Below are 22,159 nucleotides of genomic sequence, written 5' to 3' on the forward strand. Positions count from 1 at the left end.
CATACACGGTACACGGGTGGCCGTGCCGGGGCGATGATCCAACGCAACCCCGACACGGGTCCGCGCGTTACAACAACGTGCCGCTCAGGATGGCGGCCGCGATGCTGAAGTAGATCACCAGGCCGGTCACGTCGACCAGCGTGGCCACGAACGGGGCCGAGGCGCTGGCCGGGTCGAAGCCGAGGCGCTTGAGGATGAAGGGCAGCATCGAGCCGGACAGCGAGCCGAAGGTAACGATGCCGACCAGCGCCGCGCCGATGGTGACCGCCAGCAGCTTCCAGTGCTCACCGTAGTCGTGCAGGCCCAGCAGCTGCCAGGACACGATGCGGATCATCGCCAGCACGCCGAGGATCGCGCCCAGGGTGATGCCGGTAGGCACTTCGCGCAGGGCCACCTTCCACCAGTCGCGCAGGCGCAGTTCGCGCAGCGCCAGGCTGCGGATCAGCAGCGAGGTGGCCTGCGAACCGGAGTTGCCGCCCGAGCTCATGATGAGCGGAATGAACAGGGTCAGCACCACGGCGCGGGCCAGTTCGTCTTCGTAATGCTGCATGGCGCTGGCGGTGAGCATCTCGCCCAGGAACAGCACGCTGAGCCAGCCGGCACGCTTGCGCAGCATCTCGAAGAAGCCGATCTGCATGTACGGCTTTTCCAGCGCTTCCATGCCGCCGAACTTGTGCACGTCTTCGGTGGACTCTTCGATCAGCGCGTCCAGGATGTCGTCCACGGTGACGATGCCGAGCACCTGCTGGCGCGCGTCCACCACCGGGATGGCGAGCAGGTCGTGGCGGCGGATCAGCTGGGCCACTTCTTCCTGGTCGAGCAGCGCGTCCACGGTCACCGGCGGATTGACCTGGGCCACGTCCAGGATCGGCTCGTCGGGCAGGCCGGTGATCAGCCGGCGCATGGTGACCACCTGCTGCAGGGCCTGGGTGCGCGGGTCGAGCACGTAGATGGCGTACACGGTTTCGCGGGTGCGCTCGACCTCGCGGATGTGCTGCAGGGTGCGGCCCACGGTCCAGTCGGCGGGCACGCTGACGAATTCGGTGGTCATCAGCGCTCCGGCGGTATGCGCCGGGTAGCTGAGCAGCTGCTGGATGGCCTGGCGCGATTCGACGCTGAGCAGCGGAATCAACCGCGCGCGTTCGTCTTCGTCCAGCTCATGGACGATGTCGGTGGCACGGTCGTCGGCCATCAGGCCGAGCAGCGCTGCCGCCTTGGTCACCGGCAGCGCGGCGACAAGGTCGCCACTGCGGGTCAGCTCGGGCTGTTCGAGCATCTTCACCGCACGTGGCAACGGCAGCGCGGCCAGGGTGTCGGCGGCGCGCGACAGCTCCAGCGTATTGAGGTATTCCACCGCGTCGGCGGTGTTGAAGTCCTGCAGGGGGGCGCTCAGGGCGGCGTCGGCCGCCGGGCGCAGGAGGTCTTTCTGGTTCATGGGGTTCGCCTTGTGGATCGCGTTCGCGCGACGCCAACGCTGGCGAACCGTCCCGTGTCAGGCGGTGGCCATCGCTGGCGTCGAGCAAGGTCGACTTCTACTGTCGCTGGACATGGGTTTGGACTCCGGAAGGGTGTTGCGGGGCGCACCGGTGGGCGCGGCCAGCCGGCGGGAGTCTGGACCCGTGGACAGGCCGGGTCAACCCCTGCGGCGCATGGGGTCAGGCGCGGTTGAAGGTCGTTGACGCGACGGGCCGCATAATGGGCCACCGGCGACAGGCCGATGATGCGATGCGCGGGTTTTCACATGCATAGCGGTGCGCTGGTCCTGGCCCTGGTGTTGCTGCTGGCTGCGGTGATCGCCGTGCCGGTGTTCAAGAAGCTCGGGCTGGGCGCGGTGCTGGGCTACCTCGCCGCCGGCGTGGTGCTGGGTCCGGACGGGCTGGGCTTCGTGCAGGACGCCGACCGGATGCTGGGCGCGGCCGAGATCGGCGTGGTGATGCTGCTGTTCGTAATCGGGCTGGAACTCTCTCCGACCCGCCTGAAGGTGATGCGCCGGTCGGTGTTCGGTGCCGGGACCGCACAGGTCGCGCTTTGCGCCTTGGTGTTGGGCAGCCTGCTGATGCTGGACCACTTCCAGTGGAAGGGCGCGCTGATCGTGGGCATCGCGCTGGCGCTGTCGTCCACTGCGGTGGGCCTGCAGCTGCTGTCCGAACACAAGGGCCTCAACACCGATTACGGGCGGCTGGGCTTTGCGATCCTGCTGTTCCAGGACCTGATCGCGATTCCCCTGCTGGCGGCCATTCCGCTGCTGGGCGGGGCCAAGAACGAAACCCTGCAGTGGAACGACGTGGCGATTGCGCTGGGCGCGCTGGCGGTGGTGATCGTGTGCGGACGGCCGGTGCTGCGCTGGCTGTTCAGTACCGTGGCGCGCACGCGCAGTCCCGAGGTGTTCACCGCGATGGCGCTGCTGGTGGTGCTGGGCACCGCGTGGTTCATGCAGGAGGTCGGGCTCAGTCCCAGCCTGGGTGCGTTCCTGGCCGGCGTGCTGCTGTCCGATTCGGAGTTCCGCCACGAGCTGGAATCGCAGATCGAGCCGTTCAAGGGCCTGCTGCTGGGCCTGTTCTTCATCGCGGTGGGCATGGGCATCGACCTGGACCGGGTGGTCGCCGAACCGGGGGCGATCGCCATCGGCGTGGCGATCCTGCTGGTGGTGAAGTTCAGCCTGCTGTTCGGGATCGGCAAGCTCGCAAAGCTGAGCACCCGGCATGCGCTACTGCTGGGCAGCGTGCTGTGGCTGGGCGGCGAGTTCGCGTTCGTGGTGTTCAACGAAGCGCAGCGCGCGCACCTGCTGGGCAATGCCAACCATGATCGCCTGGTGGCGATCGTGGGCCTGTCGATGGCGCTGACCCCGCTGTTGATGATCCTGCTGCTGAAACTGCTGGGCAGCGAACATGAGGCGGTGAAGGACAAGCGCCCACCCGACAAGGTCGACACCGGCGGCACCGAGCCCAGCGTGATGATCGCGGGCATGGGCCGCTTCGGCCAGGTGGTGGCGCGCCTGCTGACCGCGCAGAAGATTCCGTTCGTGGCGCTGGAGGCGAACCCGGACACGGTGTCGGACCTGCGCCGGTTCGGCAACAAGCTGTACTACGGCGACCCGACCCGCCCGGAGATCCTGCGTGCGGCCGGCGGCGAACACGTGCGCGTGTACGTGGTGACGCTGGATGAGCCGGAGGCGAACATGCGCGCCACCCGCCTGATCCGGCGCATGTATCCGGACGCGGTGGTGCTGGCCCGCGCGCGCAACCGCCAGCACGCTTGGCGGTTGATGGACATGTCGGCCGAACCGTTCCGCGAGGTGCTCGGGTCGAGCCTGGACATGGGCGAACGCGTGCTGACCGCGCTGGGCATTTCCACGGCGGTTGCCGAAGCGCATGTGGAGCGCTTCCGCGAGCACGACGAGAAACTGCTGCGCGACCAGTACCTGGTGTACGACGACGAGGCAGCGGTGATCCAGACCTCACGCGATGCGCGGGCGGACCTGATGCGGTTGTTCGAAGCGGATGCCGAACGCGACGGCGGAACGGACAACGACCGCCGCGAGTGATCAGCCGTTGTCGCGCAGGAACCGGGCCATCGAAGACACGCCCGGTACGCGCGGTTCGAATTCGCCGGCGACGTCGATGAAGCCGCGCATCACCGCGATCTCGCGCGGGCTGCGGTTGAGCGCGTCGCGCACGTCCGGGTCGGCACCGGCGCGCAGCAGGCGCTGCACCAGCAGCGGCAGCCCGTGCAGGGCGGCCAGGTGCAGCGGACCGAAGCCGCGCGGATCGCGTGCATCCAGCGACACGTCCTCATCGAGCAGGCGTTCGACCGCAGCCAGTACGACCTGTTCGTCGCAGGCGGTGCCGGGCTCGGCGCGGGCGCCCAGCACCAGCAGCAGCGGCGTGACCGAACCGGCGGCCGCCTGGTCGGGCTCGGCACCGGACAGCAGCAGCGTGTCCAGCAGCGCCAGCAGGCGCGAGCGGTCGCGGGCGCCGAAGCCGTACAGGGCCGCGCAGTGCAGCGGACCGAGCTGCTGCGCGTCGCCGGCATGCACGTTGGCACCGGCGGTGAGCAGGCGCGCAGCGATGTCGGGCAGGCCCAGCGCCGAGGCCAGCATCAGCACGGTCACTCCCCCCGGCAGGCGGTACTCCAGCTCGGCACCCGCATCGAGCAGGGCCGAGACGATGTCGATCTGGCGCATGCTGACCGCCGCCGACAACGGCGTGGCGCCGCTCGCGGCCGCGTGCTGCGGGTTCGCCCCGCGCGCCAGCAGCAGGTCCACAACCGCCAGGTGGCCACCGCCGGCGGCACGCAGCAGCGCGGTGCAGCCCTGCGCGTCGACCACGTCGATCGCAAAGCCCAGGTCGTTCAAACGGCGCACTGCGTCGGCGTCACCGGCCATTGCCGCCGCCGGCAGGTCGGCGGCGCGCAGCGCGCGGCCGGGCAGCGGCCACACGCGCCAGTCCAGCCAGTCGGCGAGGTCGCGGCGGCCGATCGACAGCGCCACGCCCAGCGGGGTCTGGCCGTCGGCGGCACGCGCTTCGGGCGAGGCGCCCTGCTGCACCAGCAGCTTCAACGAGCCTTCGCGGGCCAGCGCGGTGGCCAGGTGCAGCGCGGTCATGCCGTGGCTGTCGCGCGCCTCGCGGTCCACGCCCAGGGTGAGCAGGGCCTGCTGCAGGCGCAGCCAGCCCAACCGCACCGCCAGCGACAGCGGCGGGTCGCCGGCCGGCGAGGCGGCGAACGGGTCGGCCCCGCGCTCAAGCAGTTCCAGCGCCAGCTGTTCCAGTCCGCGCGCGGCCTGGTCGTGCTGCGCGCAGGCCGCCAGCAGGCGCGCCAGGCCACCGGCACCGGCCGGCGACACGCCCCGGCGCAGCAGCACCTGCAGCGCGGGCACTGCATCAACACCACGCGCCAGCAGCGCGAACATCGGGGTGTCGCCACAGGCATCCAGCACTTCCGGCGCGGCGCCGTGCGCCAGCAGCCATTCCACCGCATGCGGATCCAGCGCCAGCTCGGCGTCGTGCAGCAGGCCGCCCAATTCTTCGGGGTTGCACAGGCGCGCCAGGGTGGCCATGCCGTCCACGTTGCCGAAGCCCAGCGCTTCGCGCAGCAGGTCCAGTGGCGGGCGGTCCGGCAGGATCGGCGTGCCTGCGTCGGCGTCACTGTCGGCGGCACTGGCCAGGCCGTCGCTCACCGCGGCCGGCAGTGGATAGCTGCGATCCAGCAGCGACACGATGGTCCAGCGTCCGGCGGCGGCGGCGATGTCCACCGCGCGGCGGCCCTGCGGGTCCGGCACGTCCGCGGCAATGCCCAGGTCGAGCAGGCGGCGTACCATGACCGGCGACACGGTATCGGCCATGCAGGCCAGCAGCACCGCGTTGCGGCCTTCCACGTCCACCGCGTGCAGGTCGGGTTTGTGCGGCAGCAGGTGTTCGACCACGGCGGCGCGACCGGCACGGGCCGCTTCCAGCCACGGCGTGCGCGACAGCGCATCGCGCGATTCCAGGTTGGCGCCGGCGGCCAGCAGGACCTCGATGATGTCCACGTGCCCGGCCAATGCGGCTTCATGCAATGCACTGCGGCGCTGGCGGTCGCGGGCGTCGGCGCGCGCCTTGTGCTTGAGCAGCAGCTGCACGCCGGCGGTATCGTCTTCTTCGGTGCCGGCCGCAGCCAGCAGCACCGGGGTGCCCTCGGCCGGCTCGGTGCGCGCGCCGCGCTCGAGCAGGAAGCGCGCCAGGCGCCAGTTGCCGACCTGGCAGGCCACCGCCAGCGGCGACCAGCCGTCGTTGTTGAGCGCGTCCACTTCGGCGGCGGCGTCGCGCAGCAGCGCGGCCACGCCCGGGTCGGAACTGCGCGCGGCATGGTGCAGGGGGGTGTTGCCGTCGCTGTCGACCGCACGCGAATCGGCACCGTTGGCGAGCAGGGTCATCACCGCTTCGGGGCGACCGTGCCAGCTGTCGCGGGTGGCCGCCAGCAGCGGGGTCATGCCGCGGTGCGGGGTGTTGACGCCCACGCCGCGCGCGATCAATTCGCGCAGCAGGCGCAGGTCGGGAAGCACCGCCGCCAGCACTACCAGGCTGCGCTGGTCGCGCCAGTTCGGATCCGGCAGGCCGTGCGGGTCGGCGCCCGCGGCCAGCAGCTGCAGGGCGCGGTCGACCCGCCCGCTGCGCGCGGCGTCGTACAGCGCCGGCAGGCGTTCGTGCTGGCCCAGCGGTTCCAGCGGCTGGCTGGCATCGTCCGGGTGCGCGGCGGCGGCGAAGGCGTCGCCCGCCGGTTCCAGCACGCTGCGGGTGGGCAGCGGGTCGGCCGGTGCAATGCGCTGCAGGGCGAAGTGGGCCAGCGGCGAACCGATCAGCACCAGCAGCGCGAACGGCCAGCGCAGGGTGTCCGGCAGCAGGCCCGGCCAGGCCGGCACCACCACCAGCGCGCAGACCGTAACCACCAGGCCGGCCACGATCAGCCCGCGCCAGGCGCTCAGGTCGCGCGCGGCCAGCGTGCGCCAATGCCGCGCCAGGCTGCCGTCGCTGCGTTCGATTTCATTCCAGAGTGGCCAGGTACGCCACACGCCGAGCAGCGCGGCGCTGACCGCCACGCTCAGGCCGAGCACGGCGGCGAGGCTGCCGCTGTCGTGCAGCGCGCCCAGCGGCCAGGACACCAGCAGCGCGAACAGGGCCGGGCCGAGTGCCCACAACCCTGCCAGTGCCGGCAGGTCCTGTCGGCCAAGCTGGGCCAGCGTCGGCAGCGCACGGCTGCGCCGCCACCACGACACGCCCAGCGCGAACGCCGGCTGCGCCAGCGCCGCACCGAGCGCGGCCGGCACGCCGCCCAGCACCACGGCCAGCGACAGCAGGCCACCGGCGGCAACGGCAATGGCGGCAGCGCGGGTGCGCAGGGCGTCAGTCATCGCGGGTCATCACGGCGCGGCACGCGCACCGGCGGGACCGGCGGCGGGGGCATCTGCAGGTGGAAACCGCGCTCGGCGAGATTGGCGCGCACCTGGTCGACGTCGGCCAGTGCGAGGCGACGGTCCGGGGTCAAGGCGACTTCCAGCACGAATGCGAACGGCGCCAGCGTGGCTTTCAATGCATCCGGGATGGCATCGAAGGCGTCACGGGCGGCGAGGTAGACGTAGGTGTCCTGCTTGCGTTGGCTTTTGTAGACGTAGGCTTGCATTGCCCGCGGGGCGGTTGCCCTGGGAATAGATGCGTCGATTGTGTCGGAAACCACGCAAGTCCGATAGGTATCTGCCGCGTGGGGCGTCGGTTTTCAGGCGCGGGGCAGATTCAGGTTCATCAATGTCGCGACGTGGTTCAGGCAGCCGGGCGGGCGTTGCACCGCGCCCGCAGGCCGGAATCCAGGGCGCGCACGCTATGATGGCGTCATTCGCACCCGCAGCATTCATCAACTGAAATGAGCAGCACGATCCACAGCGTGGCAGTGCCACCGGCCCTGTCTTCTACGGCCGCCGCCGCGCCCTTCCATGCGTTTTACGCACCTGCCACGGAGCGCGACGCGGTTCTCGCCGACCCGCGCACGCTGGCCGTGTTCGGGTTCGGTGCCGCTGGCCAGGAGTGCGCCGACCCGCGCTGGCTGCAGGTGCCGCTGGCCGAACAGGGACCGGCACGGATCGAGGTCTGGCAGGGCGCCGGCCCGGTGCAGCACGGGGTTCGCGACGGGGTGCGCTGGTCTGCTACCGACACGCTGCTGTTCGGTGCGATCGAGATTGATGAAGTCGACAGCGATATCGAGTCGGCCGCGGCAGATGCCTACGCGCGCATGAGCGGGTTTCTGTCCACGTGCGGCTTCCCGCACCTGCTGCGAACCTGGAATTACCTGGATGCGGTGACCGAAGGCGATGGTGACCAGGAGCGCTACCGGCGCTTCTGCGTGGGCCGCGTGCGCGGGCTGCGCGAGCTGGACGAGGCCGCGTTGCCGGCGGCCACCTGCATTGGCCGCTTCGACGGCGTGCGTCGGCTGCAGGTGTACTGGCTGGCCGCGCGCGAGCCGGGCCTGCCGCTGGAGAACCCGCGCCAGGTCAGCGCGTTCCGCTACCCGCGCCAGTACGGGCCGCAGTCGCCGAGCTTCTCGCGTGCGCTGCTGCCGCCGCTGGCGACCGGCCTGCCGCTGCTGCAGTCGGGGACGGCTGCGATTGTCGGCCATGTCTCGCAGCACACCGGCTCGGTGGAAGAACAGCTGGCCGAGACCCTGACCAACCTGCAGAGCCTGGTGGATGCCGCGCGCGTGCAGCGCCCGGCATTGCCGGCGCAGCTGGGCGTGGGCTCGCTGTTGAAGGTGTATGTGCGAAGGGCCGAAGACATGCCGGCGATTGCCGCGCGGATGGCCGAGCTTCCAGGTTCACCGGCCTTCGTGGTGCTGCACGCCGAGGTGTGCCGGGCCGAATTGCTGGTGGAGATCGAAGGCCTGCACGGGTAACGCGGCCGGGCCATCAATGGTATCCCGCGTCCGCGCGCACCTTGCCCCGGAACACCCGGTACGACCACGCGGTGTATCCCAGGATCACCGGCAGCAGCACCACCAGCCCGACCAGGCTGAAGCCCATCGACGAGGCCGGCGCGGCCGCCTCCCACAAGGTCATGCTCGGCGGCAGCAGGTACGGCCACATGCCCAGCACCAGCCCGATGAAGCCGAGCACGAACAGCGCCAGGGTCAGCAGGAACGGCGGCAGGTCGCGGCGCGGGTGCATGGCGCTTTGCCACAGCGCCACTGCCACGGCCAACGTCAGCAACGGCACCGGCGACAACCACCAGAAGTTGCCGTCGCTGAACCAGCGCGCCATCAGGCGCGAATCCAGGAACGGCAGCCAGGCGCTGACCAGGCCCATGAACACGATCACCGCCACCACCAGCGGCCGGGTCAGGGTGCGTGCCACCGCCTGCTCGCGACCTTCGGTCTTCAGGATCAGCCACGTACTGCCCAGCAGCGCGTAACCAAAGACCACCGCCGCTCCGGTCAGCATCGAGAACGGGCTGAACCAGCCGAACGGCCCGCCCACGTAGTTGCCGTTCACCACCTGCAGGCCCTGCACCAGTGCGCCCAGGATCACGCCCTGGGCGAACGCGGCCAGCAGCGAGCCCAGCCCGAACGCCACGCTCCACAGCCGCCGCGAACGGTGCGCCTTGAAGCGGAACTCGAACGCCACGCCGCGGAACACCAGCGCCACCACCAGCAGCAGCACTGGCAGGTACAGCGCCGACAGCAGCGCCGCGTAGGCCTTGGGGAAGGCCGCCATCAGCCCGGCCCCGCCCAGCACCAGCCAGGTCTCGTTGCCGTCCCAGATCGGCGCGGCGGTGTTCATCATCACGTCGAGCTGTTCTTCATCCTCGGCCATCGGCGCGAGGATGCCGATGCCGAGCACGAAGCCGTCCAGCACCACGTACATCAGCACGCCAAAGCCGATCACCGCGAACCACGCCACCGGCAGCCAGGTCGTCATCTCCATGTCAGCGCTCCTCCAGCGGTTCGTCGGCTGCGGACAGCGGCCGTGCCGGGGTGTGGCTGCCGTCCTCGATGGGCGGTTGCTGGTCATGCGGCTTGGGCCCCGTTCGGATGATCTTCACCAGGTACCAGATGCCCCAGCCGAACACGAACGCGTATCCGACGATGTACACGCCCAGCGACAGCGCGGTCATCCACGCGCTCTGCGGCCCCACCGCGTCGGCGGTGCGCAGCACGCCATACACCACCCACGGCTGGCGGCCCATTTCGGTGACGAACCAGCCCGAGACCAGCGCGATGAAACCGCTGGGCAGCATCCAGTTCCAGCCGCGCACCAGCCAGCGCGATTCCAGCAGGCGGCCGCGCCACCACTGGAAGGCCGAGGCCCAGGCCAGCAGCAGCATCAGGGTGCCCAGCCCGACCATGATCCGGAATGCGTAGAACACCGGCACCACCGGCGGCCGCTCGCTGGCCGGCACCGAGGTCAGCGGGTCGAAGGTACCGTCCAGCGAATGGGTCAGGATCAAGCTGCCCAGCCGCGGAATGGCGATCTCGAAATCGTTGCGCTCGGCCTTTTCATTGGGCACGGCGAACACCACCAGCGGCACGCCTTCGCCCTCGCCTTCCGCATGCCAGTGCGCTTCCACCGCGGCGATCTTCATCGGCTGGTGCTTGAGCGTGTTCAGGCCGTGCATGTCGCCGACGAAGATCTGCACCGGCACCGTCAATGCGGCAAACGCGACCGCCGCCAGCAGCATGGTGCGACCGGCTTCCACATGGGTGCCCTTGCGCAGGTACCACGCGCCCACGCCGCCGATCACGAAACAGGTGGTGATGAACGAGCCCAGCGCCATGTGCGCCAGCCGGTACGGGAAGGAGGGGTTGAACACCACCTGCCACCAGTCCTGCGGCACCACGATGCCGTCGATGATGGCGTGCCCGGCCGGGGTCTGCAGCCAGCTGTTGGAGGACAGGATCCAGAACGTGGAGACCAGCGTGCCCAGCGCCACCATACAGGTGGAGAAGAAGTGCAGGCGCGGCGAGACCTTGCCCCAGCCGAACATCATCACGCCCAGGAAGCTGGCTTCCAGGAAGAACGCGGTGAGCACCTCGTAGGTGAGCAGCGGCCCGATCACGCTGCCGGCCACCTGGCTCAGGCGCGGCCAGTTGGTGCCGAACTGGAAGGCCATGACGATGCCGCTGACCACGCCCATGCCGAAGGACACCGCGAAGATCTTCTGCCAGAAGAAGTACAGCTCGCGCCAGATGGGCTTTTTCGTGCGCAGCCACTGGCCTTCGACGAAGGCAAGCCAGCTGGCCGTACCGATGGTGAAGGCGGGAAACAGCACATGGAAACTGATCACGAACCCGAACTGGATCCGGGACAACAACAACGCGTCCAAGCGACGCCTCCGCACATTCTGGAATCCGCACCAGTCTGGGCCTGTTTTCGTGAAGAGGGCATGCGACCGGGTGACGCGCTGCATCAATCGGTCGCAGGGGGCGCTCCATTACCTGTGGCCCCCTCCCTGCGCGGGCGTGACTGCTACCCTTGCCGGGTTTTCCTTCACGGTGCTGCCCGCAATGCCCAGAACGCTGCCCTTGTCCCTGCTGCTGCTTGCCGCCCTTGGCGGTACGGCCCATGCGGCACCGACGCCGATCACCATTGAACAGGCCATGGCCGACCCGGACTGGATCGGTCCGCCGGTCGAAAGCGCATGGTGGTCGTGGAACAGCCAGCAGGTCGAGTACCAGCTCAAGCGCACCGGCAGCCCGGTCCGCGACACCTTCCGCCAGCCGGTCAACGGCGGCACGGCCAGCCAGGTCGCCGATGACCAGCGCGGCAGCCTGGACGTTGAGAACCCGGTGTACGACAGCGCCCGCCAGCGCGCGGCGTTCGTACGCAACGGCGACGTGTTCCTGCGCGACCTGCGCAGCGGCACGCTGACCCAGCTGACCCGCAGCACCGAGAAGGCCGGCGCGGTGGGCTTTGCCCGCGACGGCGGGGTGATCTGGCGTACCGGCCAGAACTGGTTCCACTGGACCGCCGCCGGCGGCGTGCAGCAGGTGGCCAGCCTGAAGGCCGAGAAGAACCCGGACGACGCGCCCAAGCCCGACGTACTGCGCGACCAGCAGATGCGCACCCTGGCCACCCTGCGCAACGACCGCGCCCAGCGCGATGCGTTGAAGGAGCAGGAAGCCAGCTGGCGCCGCGCCGACAGCACCCGCGCGCCGGGCCCGGTGTACCTGGGCGCCGACGTGGAGATCGTCGACAGCGCGCTGTCGCCGGACACCCGCAGCCTGATCGTGGTGACCAAGCCGAAGGGCTTCGACGAAGGCCGCGGCGGCAAGATGCCGAAGTACGTGACCGAGTCGGGCTACGAGGAATTCGAAGACACCCGCACCCGCGTCGGCCGCAATGATCCGGAACCGAACGCGCTGTGGCTGGTCGACGCGGTCACCGGCACGGTCAAGCCGCTGTCGCTGGACGGCCTGCCGGGCATCGGCACCGACCCGCTGGCGGCGCTGCGCAAGGCCGCCGGCAAGGACGCGCTGAAGGGCAACCGCCCGGTGCAGGTCCTGGGCGGCCCCGGCGCGCCCGGCATCCGCTGGAGCAACGACGGCCAGCAGGCCGCGATCCTGCTGCGCGCCAACGACAACAAGGACCGCTGGATCGCCAGCGTGAGCCCGACCGAGGCGAAGCTGCAGACCCGCCACCGCCTCACCGACAACGCCTGGATCAACTGGGGCTTCAACGACTTCGGCTGGTCCAGCGACAACCGCACGCTGTGGCTGCTGTCCGAAGAGTCCGGCTACTCGCACCTGTACACGCAGCAGGGCACGGCCAAGCCGCAGGCGCTGACCAGCGGCAAGTGGGAGACCTCGATGCCGGTGCCCAGCGCCGACGGTCGCGGCTTCTACGTGCTGTGCAACCAGCAGGCCCCGGGCGACTACGAGGTCTGCGCGGTGGACACCGCTTCGCGCCAGGTGCGCGAGCTGACCTCGCTCAACGGCGTGGAAGACTTCTCGCTGTCGCCGGACGGCCAGCAGCTGCTGGTGCGCTACTCCGGTGCCTACCTGCCGGCGCAGCTGGCGGTGGTGCCCAGCGCCGGTGGCCAGGCCAAGGTGCTGACCGACACCCGCACGGCCGCCTTCAAGGCCCGCGAGTGGATCCAGCCGAAGCTGGTGCAGGTGCCGTCGAAGCACGGCGCCGGCGTGGTCTGGGCCAAGTACTACGGCCCGGAGAAGATGGAACCCGGCAAAAAGTATCCGATCGCCATGTTCGTGCACGGCGCCGGCTACCTGCAGAACGTGCACCAGCGCTACCCGGCCTACTTCCGTGAGCAGATGTTCCACAACCTGCTGGTGCAGCAGGGCTACGTGGTGCTGGACATGGACTACCGCGGCAGCGAAGGCTACGGCCGCGACTGGCGCACCGCGATCTACCGCAACATGGGCCACCCGGAACTGGAAGACTACAAGGACGGCCTGGAGTGGCTGGTGGCGACCCAGCAGGGCGACCGCGACCACGCCGGCATCTACGGCGGCTCCTACGGCGGCTTCATGACCTTCATGGCGCTGTTCCGTTCGCCGGGCACCTTCAAGGCCGGCGCCGCGCTGCGCCCGGTGGTCGACTGGCACCAGTACAACCACGGCTACACCGCCAACATCCTCAACACCCCGGACATCGACCCGGAGGCGTACCGCACGTCGTCGCCGATCGAGTACGCCGAAGGCCTGCAGGACAACCTGCTGATCGCGCACGGGATGATGGACGACAACGTGTTCTTCCAGGACTCGGTCAACCTTACCCAGAAGCTGATCGAGCTGCACAAGGACAACTGGAGCATCGCGCCCTACCCGCTGGAACGCCACGGCTATGTCCGTCCGGACTCCTGGCTGGACCAGTACAAGCGCATCCTCAAGCTGTTCAACGAGACCCTGAAGTGAGCCACGCCGCGGCGACGATACGGATCGTCGCCGCGGTCATCGCCGACCCCGCGCAGCGGGTGCTGGTGGTGCGCAAGCACGGCTCGGCGGTGTTCATCCAGCCCGGCGGCAAGCCGGAGCCGGGCGAGGCGCCGCTGGCCGCGCTGGCGCGCGAGCTGGACGAGGAACTGGGCGTGCAGCTGGCCCCCGCTACGGCGGTGCCGCTGGGCACCTTCAGCGACTGGGCCGTGCATGAGACCGGCTGCCGGGTACAGGCCGAGGTGTGGTGGGTCCGGGTGTCCGGAATCCCCCAGGCCCGCGCCGAGATCGCCGAGCTGGCCTGGGTGCCGCTGCGGCCCCCGCACGGGCACCGCTTGGCACCCTTGAGCGAAGACCATATCCTGCCGGCGGCCGCGCGCGTCATTGCGCCGGGCTGACCCCACCGCTACCCGCAGGACACCGGATGTCATCGACGCTGCCCCCGCTTCTGCCTTCCGCTGCCGCCGCAGCGGCGGCCCGCCCCACGGGCGAGGCTGCGCCACGCTTCCTCGGCCCGATGGCCAAATCGATCCTGGTGATGTGCATTGTCTCGGCGGTGTGCTGGGCCGGCTGTGTCGTGCTGGCCCTGCTGCTGCACAACTCGGCATGGCTGCAGGAACAGCTGCACGGTGCGGACCTGTCGTGGGTACCCCCATCGCTGCGCTGGTTCGGCCGCCACGCGGTGGCGGTGAACCTGGGGCTGTTCGCCCTGTGCGTGGCCGGCGCCGTGGCCTGCTGGGGGCTGCTGCGCCGCCAGCGCTGGGCGCTGTGGACCTTCATCGTTCTGCTGGTGCTGACCGCCCTGCTCAACTTCGTGGGCGTCTGGGTGATCGACGAGATCTTCAGCTACCTGATCGTGCACCTGCCGGGCCACATGGACCCTGCAGACGCCGACCAGGTGCGCACCGACCTGCGCCTGCAGCGCGTGCTGTACACCGGCATCACCGTGATGACCGCGCTGTCCTTCGCCGCCCTGCACGCGTGGCTGGTGCTGCGCCTGCAGCGCCCCGATGTACAACGCTGGTTCAAGCGCTGACCGGCGACGTAGCGCCGGGCTCTGCCCGGCCGTGCGGTACATTACCGCCATGAACGAATTCGAGCGCGTACGCAGCTACCTCACCGATCTGCAGGACCGCATCTGCGCCGCAGTGGAAACCGCCGACGGCCAGGCCCGCTTCGCCGAGGACCTCTGGCAGCGTGCCGAGGGCGGTGGCGGGCGCACCCGCATCCTGCGCGACGGCGCGGTGTTTGAGCAGGCCGGCATCGGCTTCTCTGACGTGTCCGGCACCCGCCTGCCCCCGTCGGCCTCGGCCAACCGCCCCGAGCTGGCCGGTGCCTCGTGGCGCGCCACCGGGGTGTCGCTGGTGTTCCACCCGCTGAATCCGTACCTGCCCACCACCCACGCCAACGTGCGCTACTTCAGCGCCGAGCGCGACGGCGAGCAGGTGGCGTCATGGTTCGGCGGCGGCTTCGACCTGACCCCGTTCTACCCGTTCGACGAGGACGTGCAGCACTGGCACCAGGTCGCCCACGACCTGTGCGCGCCGTTCGGCGAGGAGCGTTACGCGGCGCACAAGCGCTGGTGCGACGAGTACTTCTTCCTGCGCCACCGCAATGAGACGCGCGGCGTGGGCGGATTGTTCTTCGACGACCTGCATGGCGACTTCGAGCGCGACTTCGCCTACCTGCGCGCGGTCGGCGACGGCTTCCTGGACGCCTACCTGCCGATCGTGGAGCGCCGCAAGGACACCGCCCATGGCGAACGCGAGCGCGAGTTCCAGCTGTACCGGCGCGGCCGCTACGTGGAATTCAACCTGGTCTACGACCGCGGCACCCTGTTCGGCCTGCAGAGCGGCGGACGCAGCGAGAGCATCCTGATGAGCCTGCCCCCGCGCGTGCGCTGGGAATACGGTTTCCAGCCCGAGCCCGGCAGCGCCGAAGCGCGGCTGGGCGACTACCTGGTACCCCGCGACTGGCTCGACCTGGGCTGAGCCAGGTTAAGGGTTCAGCTTTGACGGGCCAAGTGCTCCTTCAGCAGCTTTTGCTTTTTTTCTTCGTAGTGCTGGACTTCGCACTGTGCGAGGTACACCACCGAGCATTCCTCGTAGTCGAACAGGCCACCGGCACCAGCGCTTCGTAGCGAGTGCGAGCAGTCCGCATGCTCGACCTGCAGCAGCCTCAGGTTGTCGCGCGCCGCCTCCAGCTTTTCCTGTGTACGTACGCGATGCTTCGCCTGCAGCTGTTCTGCCTGCGTCACCTGCTCCGCGGTCCGTGCGACTTTTCTCTGGAGCTTCAAAAGCTTGAGCTGCAGCGCCTGCGGATCTGGTGAGGTCCGGAAATGCCGCCGGAACCAGGACGCCTTGTTGGCTACCTGCACCGGCGCGGCAGATGAGGAAGGCCGCTCCATTTCCGCCAGTCCCATCGCTTTGACGTAAGACGGCCGACTGTCTTCGGTGCGCGGGGATGCGGGGCGGTTTTCGTAAACCTCAACCCACGGACGGCGGGTCGGCGGTGGAGTTGGCGAAACTAGGCCCAGGGGCATACAGGCATCTCCTTTGCGGGGACCACCCGGATGGCGGGCCCTGATGCCCTCGATTTCAGCAGGGCTGGATCAGTAGCGCTTTCAGCTTTCGATCTGTGTTAGCTCGAAGGGTCCGCATGCTGAGGGACCGCCTGGGTCGGCCAGCGGCCGACGCTACCGGTCCGATGGGGTCAGGTCGATTTTTCGCGCGGCACGATGGTGATGTGGCCGTTGATTTCGAGCAATGCCATCGAGACTTCGCTGATGTGGGTGCAGCCCTGCTGGCGCATCGCGGCGTCCAGGTCCTGCAGGGTGACCAGCTCGCGCCGCAGCACCGACTCGAGCACCTTGCCGTCGCGCGCGATCAACACCGGCTCGCCTTCCACCAGCCGCTCCACGCGCCGGCTGCGGGTGCTCAGCCAGCCCACCCCGTAGTTGAGCAGTATCAGCGTGGCGGCGAGCAGCAGGCCGCCGCCCAGGGAGGTGTCCTTGCCCAGCAGCGCGTTCTGCACCGCGTTGCCCAGCAGCACGATCAGCAGCACGTCGAACGGAGTGATCTGGCCCAGCGCGCGCTTGCCCGACAGCCGCACCATGCCCAGCACCACCACGTACACCACCACCGCGCGCAGGATGAATTCCCACCACGGCATGGCGAGGTCGAACAGGTCTGTCATGCGGGCGTTCCGAAGGATGATGCGGCGAGCATATCGGTCGGGGCTGTCTGGGGGCCGTAAATAAAAAGCCCCGCCGACCAGGGGGAGGTCAGCGGGGCCGGGGAACGGGCGCTTGGGGAGGAGCCCCCGTTCCGAGATCTGCTCCAGGGGATGGGAGAGATCCACAACAGGCGTTGCGCCTGTCGAGGTCTATAAAAGCACCTCGAACATTGATGATTCGTGAAGGGGGCCAATTAATACTGCAGTGAATCTTGAAACATTCATCAAAGAGTCAGTTTTTGACCCCGGCGTGAACCAATTCAGCTTTTTCAACGCGATTTCCGGGCTTAATGCGCCTCGTCCCAGTTATCGCCAACGCCGGCGTCGACCACCAGCGGAACGCGCAACTGTGCAGCAGACGACATTAGTTCGACCACCTGCGTGCGCAAGGTTTCCAGAAACTCGCTTTCGGTTTCGAATACCAGTTCGTCGTGCACCTGCAGAATCATCCGTGCGCGACCGCCCTGCCCCTGCAGCCAGTCGTCCACCTTCACCATGGCGCGCTTGATGATGTCCGCCGCGGTGCCCTGCATGGGGGCGTTGATCGCGGCGCGCTCGGCACCGGCGCGCAGGCCCTGGTTGCGGGCGTGGATGTCGTTCAGGTACAGCCGGCGGCCTTCGATGGTTTCCACGTAGCCCTGGTCGCGGGCCTGCTGGCGCATGCGTTCCATGAAGTCGCGCACGCCCGGGTAGCGGCTGAAGTACAGCGCCACGTAGTCCTGCGCCTGGCCACGGTCGATGCCCAGGTTGCGGGCCAGGCCGAACGCGCTCATGCCATACATCAGCCCGAAGTTGATCGCCTTGGCCGCACGCCGCTCGTTCGGGGTGACCTCGTCAAGCGCGCGGCTGAACACTTCGGCCGCGGTGGCGCGGTGCACGTCCACGCCCTGCTCGAAGGCGCGGACCAGGCCGGGGTCTTCGGACAGGTGGGCCATGATCCGCAGTTCAATCTGCGAGTAGTCGCAGGCCAGCAGCTTGTGTCCCGGCGGGGCCACGAAGGCGCGGCGGATGCGGCGGCCGTCCTCGGTGCGGATCGGGATGTTCTGCAGGTTCGGGTCGGAAGAAGACAACCGGCCGGTGGCCGCGCCGGACTGGTGATAGCTGGTGTGCACGCGGCCGGTGTCGGGGTTGACCATTTCCGGCAGCTTGTCGGTGTAGGTGCTGCGCAGCTTCGCCAGGCCCCGGTACTCCAGGATCACCCGCGGCAGCTCGTGCTGCTCGGCGATCGCCTCCAGCGCTTCTTCATTGGTGCTGGGCTGGCCCTTGGGGGTCTTGACCAGCGCCGGCAGCTTCAGCTCGTCGAACAGCACTGCCTGCAGCTGCTTGGGCGAGTCCAGGCTGAAGGTGTGCCCGGCCAGCTCGGTGGCCTTCTGCTGGGCGGCCAGCATGCGCGCGCCCAGGTCCTGGCTCTGCCGGCGCAGCTCGGCGCTGTCGATATAGACGCCGTTGGCCTCGATCCGGGCCAGCACCGGCACCAGCGGCATTTCGATGCTGCGGTACACGTTGTCCAGCGGGGCCGAGGCCAGCAGCTGCGGCTGCAGCACCCGGTGCAGGCGCAGGGTGATGTCGGCGTCTTCGGCCGCGTAGCGGCTGGCTTCGTCCAGCCCCACCTGCGAGAACGGGATCTGCTTGGCGCCCTTGCCGGCCACGTCCTCGAACTTGATGGTGGTGTAGCCCAGGTAGCGCATCGCCAGCGAATCCATGTCGTGGCGGGTGGCGGTGGAGTTGAGCACGAAGCTCTCGAGCATGGTGTCGTCGTGGTAGCCCTGCACGTCCACGCCGTGGCGGCGCAGCACGTGCAGGTCGTACTTGCCGTGCTGGCCGAGCTTCTTCTTTTCGGGGTTCTCCAGCACCGGGCGCAGCGCGTCCAGTACCTGCTGGCGCGGCAGCTGCGCCGGGGCGCCGGGGTAGTCATGCCCGACCGGGATGTAGGCCGCCTTGCCCGGCTCCACCGCCAGGCTGATCCCGACCAGGTTGGCGCGCATCGCGTCGAGGGCGTCGGTTTCGGTGTCGAAGGCGACCAGCTCGGCCGCTTCGGCACGGGCGACCCATGCCTGCAGCTGTTCGGTGGTCAGCACCGTCTCGTACTCGCCCGGGGCCGACAGCGCGGGGTCGAGCGCGGTGGCCGGCTCGCCGGCCGGGGCCTTCGCGTAGCCGGCGGCGGTGCCGCGCAGGCTCACCGGCGCGTCGCTGGCGGCGGTGGCCGCTGCGGCCGGACCGCCGAGTTCCTTCAGCGCCTGGGTGAAGCCATAGCGCAGGTACAGCTCGCCCAGCACCGGCACGTCCGGGTCGCGCAGCGCCAGGGTCTGCGGGGTGGCGTCCAGCGCCACGTCAGTTCGGATGGTGACCAGTTCGCGGTTCAGCGGCAGGCGCTCCAGCGCGGCGCGCAGATTCTCGCCGATCTTGCCTTTCATGCCTGGCGCGGCGGCCATCACCCCGTCCAGGTGCTGGTACTCGGCCAGCCACTTGGCGGCGGTCTTCGGGCCGCACTTCTCCACGCCCGGGACGTTGTCCACGGCGTCGCCCATCAGCGCCAGCAGGTCGACGATCTGGTCGGCGCGCACGCCGAACTTCTCCATCACCGCCGCGTCCGAGTCCATGCGGCTGCCGGTCATGGTGTTGACCAGCTCGATGCCCGGGCGGACCAGCTGGGCGAAGTCCTTGTCGCCGGTGGAAATGGTGACCGTCATGCCTTCGCGGTGGCCCTGCAGGGCCAGGGTGCCGATCACATCGTCGGCTTCCACGCCGGGAATGCGCAGGATGCTCAGGCCGAGCGCCTCGACGATCCGGCACATCGGTTCGACCTGCGGGCGCAGGTCGTCGGGCATCGGCGGGCGGTTGGCCTTGTAATCGGCATACAGGTCGTCACGGAAGGTCTTGCCAGGGGCGTCAACCACGAAGGCCACGTACTCCGGGCGCTCCTTCAGGGTGGCGCGCAGCATGTTGACCACGCCGAACAGCGCGCCGGTGGGTTCACCGGCCGCGTTGGTCAGCGGCGGAAGCGCGTGGAACGCGCGATACAGGTAACTGGACCCGTCAATCAGGACTAATCGGCTCATGCGACGATTCTACGCGCCCGGCCGTGACCGATCGCGGCACCGGCATCACGGGGCATGGGGCATAATCACGGCTCCCCCCGCCCCAGGAACCCCGGTCCATGAAGACACTGATGCTGGCAGGTCTGCTTGTGTTGGCTGGTTGTGCGACCACCGGCGGTGCCGGCGTTCCTCCGGTCGACGTGACCGGCGCCGATGTTGCCAAGCGCACCATGGACAACGGCGACACCATCGAGGAGTACCGGGTGGGTGGCCAGCTCCGCATGGTCAAGGTCACGCCCTCGCGCGGGGCCCCGTATTACATGTACGAAGGCAACCGCACCGGCGGCGTGGACCGCAGCAAGGACGGAACCGCGCCGGTGTACTGGAAGCTCTACAGCTGGTGAGCAGGACCTGCCGTACCCGATGACCACGCCTGAACGACGCAAGCCCATCGACCCCGCCGTACTGCGCGAGGGGCTCAGTGCCGAGCAGCGCCAGACGGTGGATACGCTGGAGCAGTTCGGCTGGCAGCTGCGTTTCGTGCGCCGCCCCATTTTCCGCGACGCGGTGCCGGTGCTGTACGACCGTGCCGGGCAGCGCTACGTGGTGGTGCAGGCCGATGGCACGCTGGATGAATCGCAGACGCTGACGATCCGGCCGTAATTCAACGGATCACCAGCACCGGGACCGTACTACGCGCCAACACCTCGGCGGTCTGGCTGCCCAGCAACACCCGGGTCACGCCGCGGCGGCCGTGGGAGGTCATCACGATCAGGTCGCTGTTGCGCTCGGTGGCGGTGTCGATGATGCCGTCGGCAGCGTAGCGGTCGAGCACGTGCAGGGTGGTCGAGCGCAGCCCCTGGGCCTCGCACGCCGCCTTGGCCGGGGCCAGGATCTTCGACGCGGTCTCTTCCCGGTCGGCCTTGTATTCCGGGCTGTTCATGTAGCCCACGCTCCAGCCCATGGCGTCGTACATGCCCACCGCCCAGGGCTCGGACACGGTGACGATGTCGACCTCCGCATCGAGGTCGCGGGCCAGCTCCAGACCCTTGAGCAGGCCCTTTTCGGACAGCTCCGAACCGTCGGTGGCAATCAGGATCCGCTTGTACATGGCACGCTCCTTGGCGCTGGCGATGGGACCACCATTGCACACCGGGTGTGCAGGCGATGCCTTGAGCGGGATCAATCGGCTCGTGACAGCCTTGCGTGGACCCGCTCCAGGGCAGTGCGGCCGTGCGCTGCTGCAGCCGGTTCAAGCGTGGCAGCAAGGGCGTCGGCCATGGCGTGCCGGACCCGGGCGGCGCGTGCCGGATCGGCCTGGATCCACTCGTGGATCTGGGCGGGATCGAACCGCGCCACCAGCGCGTTGCGGCGTTCGACCAGCCGCTGCGCCATCGCCTGCGGCGTGGGCCATGCCGTCGCCTTGGGCCAATGGCATTCGATCACCCGGGCAATCGTGGCATGCGGCAGCAGGGCCAGCCGGTAGCCCATCTCGGCCAGGGTGTCGGCGACCGCCGGATCCGGCGCCACCGGTGGACGGAACGAAGCAGCAACACTTTCGGACTGGAAGCCGTAAGGCCAGCCCAGGATGTCCTGCAGATTGCCGGGGTCCGGCCCGAACGCGTCGAATTCGACGACATTGGAAGCAAATGCGTCCGGTATCGGGAACAGGGAGGGCGGTCGCTGCGCAATGGCCGCCGTGCGGCTGTCGGCTTTGGGCAGCATGGCGCCCGACTGCGGGTGGCGGAAGCCGAGCGGACCGCTGGAGCCGAAGTCCAGCGACATGCCGACCCGCGCGCCGTCGCGCACGGTGTAGCCGAAGTTCTCCAGCCGGTAGTTGAGCTGGTCCCAGTTGCCCAGCCAGCGTGACACCACGTAATGGCGCAGCTGTTCGCAGCGCAGCTCCACCGGCAGCATGCGGTTCATCGCCTCCAGCGCGTCGAAGCGGGCCTGGTCGGTAGCCGCATGCCGTCGCGCGTCGGCGCCCTGCAGGGCCCACCAGTCGACCCCCGCCCCGCGCAGCAGGGCGGCGTTGTCGGCCACGGCCTTGGCATGCCACTCGCGCAGTGCGTCGTAGCAGCGGCATGCGTCGGGATCGCCGGCGGCTGCCAGATCGGCCGCCGCATCGCTGAGCAGGAAGTCGCCCAGGTCCTGGAATGCGGGGTCGTAGCGGGTGCCCACGTGCTGCCCGGTGTCGGCCAGGCCCTCCGCCGCCGACACCAGCGCGTGGTCGGGCGCCAGCAACCCGGTCAGCTGGAACAGCGCGCCCAGGGTGACTTCGATGGCGCTGCTGGCGCTGTCGGCGGTGGCCTTGACCCGCCAGCGCTCGTGGTCGCGCATCACCATCACCGCCGGCTGGCTGCCCGCGCCCTGCCAGGGCGTGGCCGGGCAGGGCGCCAGGTCGAGCGGGCGCGGGCCGACCGGCGCGGCGTTGCTGACCCGTTCCATTGGCAACCGGGGCGACAGCCCACGTTCGGACG

The 22,159-nt window shown here is 69.2% G+C and carries 18 protein-coding genes; 8 read left to right on the forward strand and 10 right to left on the reverse strand.

Annotation, left to right across the window (positions count from 1 at the left end; genetic code table 11):
- Nucleotides 1–67: 67 nt before the first annotated feature.
- A complete protein-coding gene (gene mgtE, locus HGB51_RS10545) occupies nt 68–1,435 on the reverse strand; it encodes a magnesium transporter (protein ID WP_070207157.1) in 1,368 nt (455 codons plus the stop codon).
- A 306-nt stretch (nt 1,436–1,741) separates the two neighbouring features.
- Here mgtE and HGB51_RS10550 point away from each other — a divergent pair, with 306 nt between their 5' ends.
- Nucleotides 1,742–3,544, forward strand: coding sequence for a monovalent cation:proton antiporter-2 (CPA2) family protein (locus tag HGB51_RS10550; RefSeq protein WP_070207158.1), 1,803 nt, complete (start codon nt 1,742–1,744; stop codon nt 3,542–3,544).
- Here the strand turns inward: HGB51_RS10550 and HGB51_RS10555 are convergent, their stop codons facing one another.
- The gene (locus HGB51_RS10555; RefSeq protein ID WP_070207159.1) at nt 3,545–6,886 is read right to left on the reverse strand and encodes an ankyrin repeat domain-containing protein; all 3,342 of its coding nucleotides are present in this window, start codon (nt 6,884–6,886) and stop codon (nt 3,545–3,547) included.
- Nucleotides 6,883–7,155, reverse strand: a complete 273-nt coding sequence (locus tag HGB51_RS10560) for a YcgL domain-containing protein (RefSeq protein WP_070207160.1) — start codon at nt 7,153–7,155, stop codon at nt 6,883–6,885. The genes HGB51_RS10555 and HGB51_RS10560 overlap by 4 nt, the downstream gene beginning before the upstream one ends.
- A 237-nt stretch (nt 7,156–7,392) precedes the next feature.
- Between HGB51_RS10560 and HGB51_RS10565 the strand changes: the two genes are divergently transcribed.
- Complete coding sequence (locus HGB51_RS10565; RefSeq protein WP_246233423.1) at nt 7,393–8,415, forward strand: chorismate transformation FkbO/Hyg5 family protein; 1,023 nt, start codon at nt 7,393–7,395, stop codon at nt 8,413–8,415.
- Nucleotides 8,416–8,428: 13 nt separating this feature from the next.
- Here the strand turns inward: HGB51_RS10565 and cydB are convergent, their stop codons facing one another.
- Nucleotides 8,429–9,442, reverse strand: coding sequence for a cytochrome d ubiquinol oxidase subunit II (gene cydB, locus HGB51_RS10570; protein ID WP_070207161.1), 1,014 nt, complete (start codon nt 9,440–9,442; stop codon nt 8,429–8,431).
- Nucleotide 9,443: 1 nt separating this feature from the next.
- Nucleotides 9,444–10,841: a cytochrome ubiquinol oxidase subunit I gene (locus HGB51_RS10575; RefSeq protein WP_070207162.1), complete on the reverse strand. Its 1,398-nt coding sequence runs from the start codon at nt 10,839–10,841 to the stop codon at nt 9,444–9,446.
- A 181-nt stretch (nt 10,842–11,022) separates the two neighbouring features.
- Between HGB51_RS10575 and HGB51_RS10580 the strand changes: the two genes are divergently transcribed.
- From HGB51_RS10580 to hemF, 4 genes are read left to right on the forward strand one after another with little or no spacing between them, the layout of a single operon-like run.
- A complete protein-coding gene (locus tag HGB51_RS10580; RefSeq protein WP_070207163.1) occupies nt 11,023–13,389 on the forward strand; it encodes a S9 family peptidase in 2,367 nt (788 codons plus the stop codon).
- Nucleotides 13,386–13,805, forward strand: a complete 420-nt coding sequence (locus HGB51_RS10585; protein WP_070207164.1) for an NUDIX hydrolase — start codon at nt 13,386–13,388, stop codon at nt 13,803–13,805. The genes HGB51_RS10580 and HGB51_RS10585 overlap by 4 nt, the downstream gene beginning before the upstream one ends.
- 26 nt (nt 13,806–13,831) lie before the next feature.
- The gene (locus tag HGB51_RS10590; RefSeq protein WP_141739078.1) at nt 13,832–14,443 is read left to right on the forward strand and encodes a hypothetical protein; all 612 of its coding nucleotides are present in this window, start codon (nt 13,832–13,834) and stop codon (nt 14,441–14,443) included.
- A 49-nt stretch (nt 14,444–14,492) separates the two neighbouring features.
- A complete protein-coding gene (gene hemF, locus HGB51_RS10595; protein WP_070207166.1) occupies nt 14,493–15,398 on the forward strand; it encodes an oxygen-dependent coproporphyrinogen oxidase in 906 nt (301 codons plus the stop codon).
- Nucleotides 15,399–15,412: 14 nt separating this feature from the next.
- On the opposite strand, the gene HGB51_RS10600 is transcribed toward hemF, so the two are convergent.
- From HGB51_RS10600 to polA, 3 genes are all read right to left on the reverse strand, one after another.
- Nucleotides 15,413–15,949 (reverse strand): hypothetical protein, encoded by a 537-nt coding sequence (locus HGB51_RS10600; RefSeq protein ID WP_141739079.1) that lies wholly within the window; start codon nt 15,947–15,949, stop codon nt 15,413–15,415.
- A 170-nt stretch (nt 15,950–16,119) separates the two neighbouring features.
- Nucleotides 16,120–16,602 carry a DUF421 domain-containing protein gene (locus HGB51_RS10605; RefSeq protein WP_070207168.1) on the reverse strand — a complete coding sequence of 161 codons (483 nt, stop codon included), beginning with the start codon at nt 16,600–16,602 and terminating at the stop codon, nt 16,120–16,122.
- Between the two features lie 326 nt (nt 16,603–16,928).
- Nucleotides 16,929–19,700 (reverse strand): DNA polymerase I, encoded by a 2,772-nt coding sequence (polA, locus tag HGB51_RS10610; protein WP_070207169.1) that lies wholly within the window; start codon nt 19,698–19,700, stop codon nt 16,929–16,931.
- 98 nt (nt 19,701–19,798) lie between these two features.
- On the opposite strand from polA, the gene HGB51_RS10615 reads away from it, so the two are divergent.
- A complete protein-coding gene (locus HGB51_RS10615; RefSeq protein WP_070207170.1) occupies nt 19,799–20,083 on the forward strand; it encodes a DUF2782 domain-containing protein in 285 nt (94 codons plus the stop codon).
- 19 nt (nt 20,084–20,102) lie between these two features.
- On the forward strand, nt 20,103–20,342 hold the full coding sequence (locus HGB51_RS10620) for a hypothetical protein (protein WP_070207171.1): 240 nt from the start codon (nt 20,103–20,105) through the stop codon (nt 20,340–20,342).
- A 1-nt stretch (nt 20,343) separates the two neighbouring features.
- On the opposite strand, the gene HGB51_RS10625 is transcribed toward HGB51_RS10620, so the two are convergent.
- Both HGB51_RS10625 and HGB51_RS10630 read right to left on the reverse strand, forming a co-directional pair.
- Entirely contained in the window at nt 20,344–20,790 is a 447-nt protein-coding gene (locus HGB51_RS10625; protein ID WP_070207184.1) for a universal stress protein, read from the reverse strand.
- 71 nt (nt 20,791–20,861) lie between these two features.
- On the reverse strand, nt 20,862–22,127 hold the full coding sequence (locus HGB51_RS10630) for a hypothetical protein (protein WP_070207172.1): 1,266 nt from the start codon (nt 22,125–22,127) through the stop codon (nt 20,862–20,864).
- Nucleotides 22,128–22,159 lie beyond the last annotated feature (32 nt).

The organism is Stenotrophomonas bentonitica (genome assembly GCF_013185915.1).
Taxonomy (GTDB): domain Bacteria; phylum Pseudomonadota; class Gammaproteobacteria; order Xanthomonadales; family Xanthomonadaceae; genus Stenotrophomonas; species Stenotrophomonas bentonitica.

What these genes read in the sequence shown, in the direction of transcription:
- mgtE (WP_070207157.1), bottom strand. Translation starts at nt 1,435, where the DNA reads ATGAACCAGAAAGACCTCCTGCGCCCGGCGGCCGACGCCGCCCTGAGC.
- HGB51_RS10550 (WP_070207158.1), top strand. Translation starts at nt 1,742, where the DNA reads ATGCATAGCGGTGCGCTGGTCCTGGCCCTGGTGTTGCTGCTGGCTGCG.
- HGB51_RS10555 (WP_070207159.1), bottom strand. Translation starts at nt 6,886, where the DNA reads ATGACTGACGCCCTGCGCACCCGCGCTGCCGCCATTGCCGTTGCCGCC.
- HGB51_RS10560 (WP_070207160.1), bottom strand. Translation starts at nt 7,155, where the DNA reads ATGCAAGCCTACGTCTACAAAAGCCAACGCAAGCAGGACACCTACGTC.
- HGB51_RS10565 (WP_246233423.1), top strand. Translation starts at nt 7,393, where the DNA reads ATGAGCAGCACGATCCACAGCGTGGCAGTGCCACCGGCCCTGTCTTCT.
- cydB (WP_070207161.1), bottom strand. Translation starts at nt 9,442, where the DNA reads ATGGAGATGACGACCTGGCTGCCGGTGGCGTGGTTCGCGGTGATCGGC.
- HGB51_RS10580 (WP_070207163.1), top strand. Translation starts at nt 11,023, where the DNA reads ATGCCCAGAACGCTGCCCTTGTCCCTGCTGCTGCTTGCCGCCCTTGGC.
- HGB51_RS10590 (WP_141739078.1), top strand. Translation starts at nt 13,832, where the DNA reads ATGTCATCGACGCTGCCCCCGCTTCTGCCTTCCGCTGCCGCCGCAGCG.
- hemF (WP_070207166.1), top strand. Translation starts at nt 14,493, where the DNA reads ATGAACGAATTCGAGCGCGTACGCAGCTACCTCACCGATCTGCAGGAC.
- HGB51_RS10600 (WP_141739079.1), bottom strand. Translation starts at nt 15,949, where the DNA reads ATGCCCCTGGGCCTAGTTTCGCCAACTCCACCGCCGACCCGCCGTCCG.
- HGB51_RS10605 (WP_070207168.1), bottom strand. Translation starts at nt 16,602, where the DNA reads ATGACAGACCTGTTCGACCTCGCCATGCCGTGGTGGGAATTCATCCTG.
- polA (WP_070207169.1), bottom strand. Translation starts at nt 19,700, where the DNA reads ATGAGCCGATTAGTCCTGATTGACGGGTCCAGTTACCTGTATCGCGCG.
- HGB51_RS10615 (WP_070207170.1), top strand. Translation starts at nt 19,799, where the DNA reads ATGAAGACACTGATGCTGGCAGGTCTGCTTGTGTTGGCTGGTTGTGCG.
- HGB51_RS10620 (WP_070207171.1), top strand. Translation starts at nt 20,103, where the DNA reads ATGACCACGCCTGAACGACGCAAGCCCATCGACCCCGCCGTACTGCGC.
- HGB51_RS10625 (WP_070207184.1), bottom strand. Translation starts at nt 20,790, where the DNA reads ATGTACAAGCGGATCCTGATTGCCACCGACGGTTCGGAGCTGTCCGAA.
- HGB51_RS10630 (WP_070207172.1), bottom strand. Translation starts at nt 22,127, where the DNA reads ATGGAACGGGTCAGCAACGCCGCGCCGGTCGGCCCGCGCCCGCTCGAC.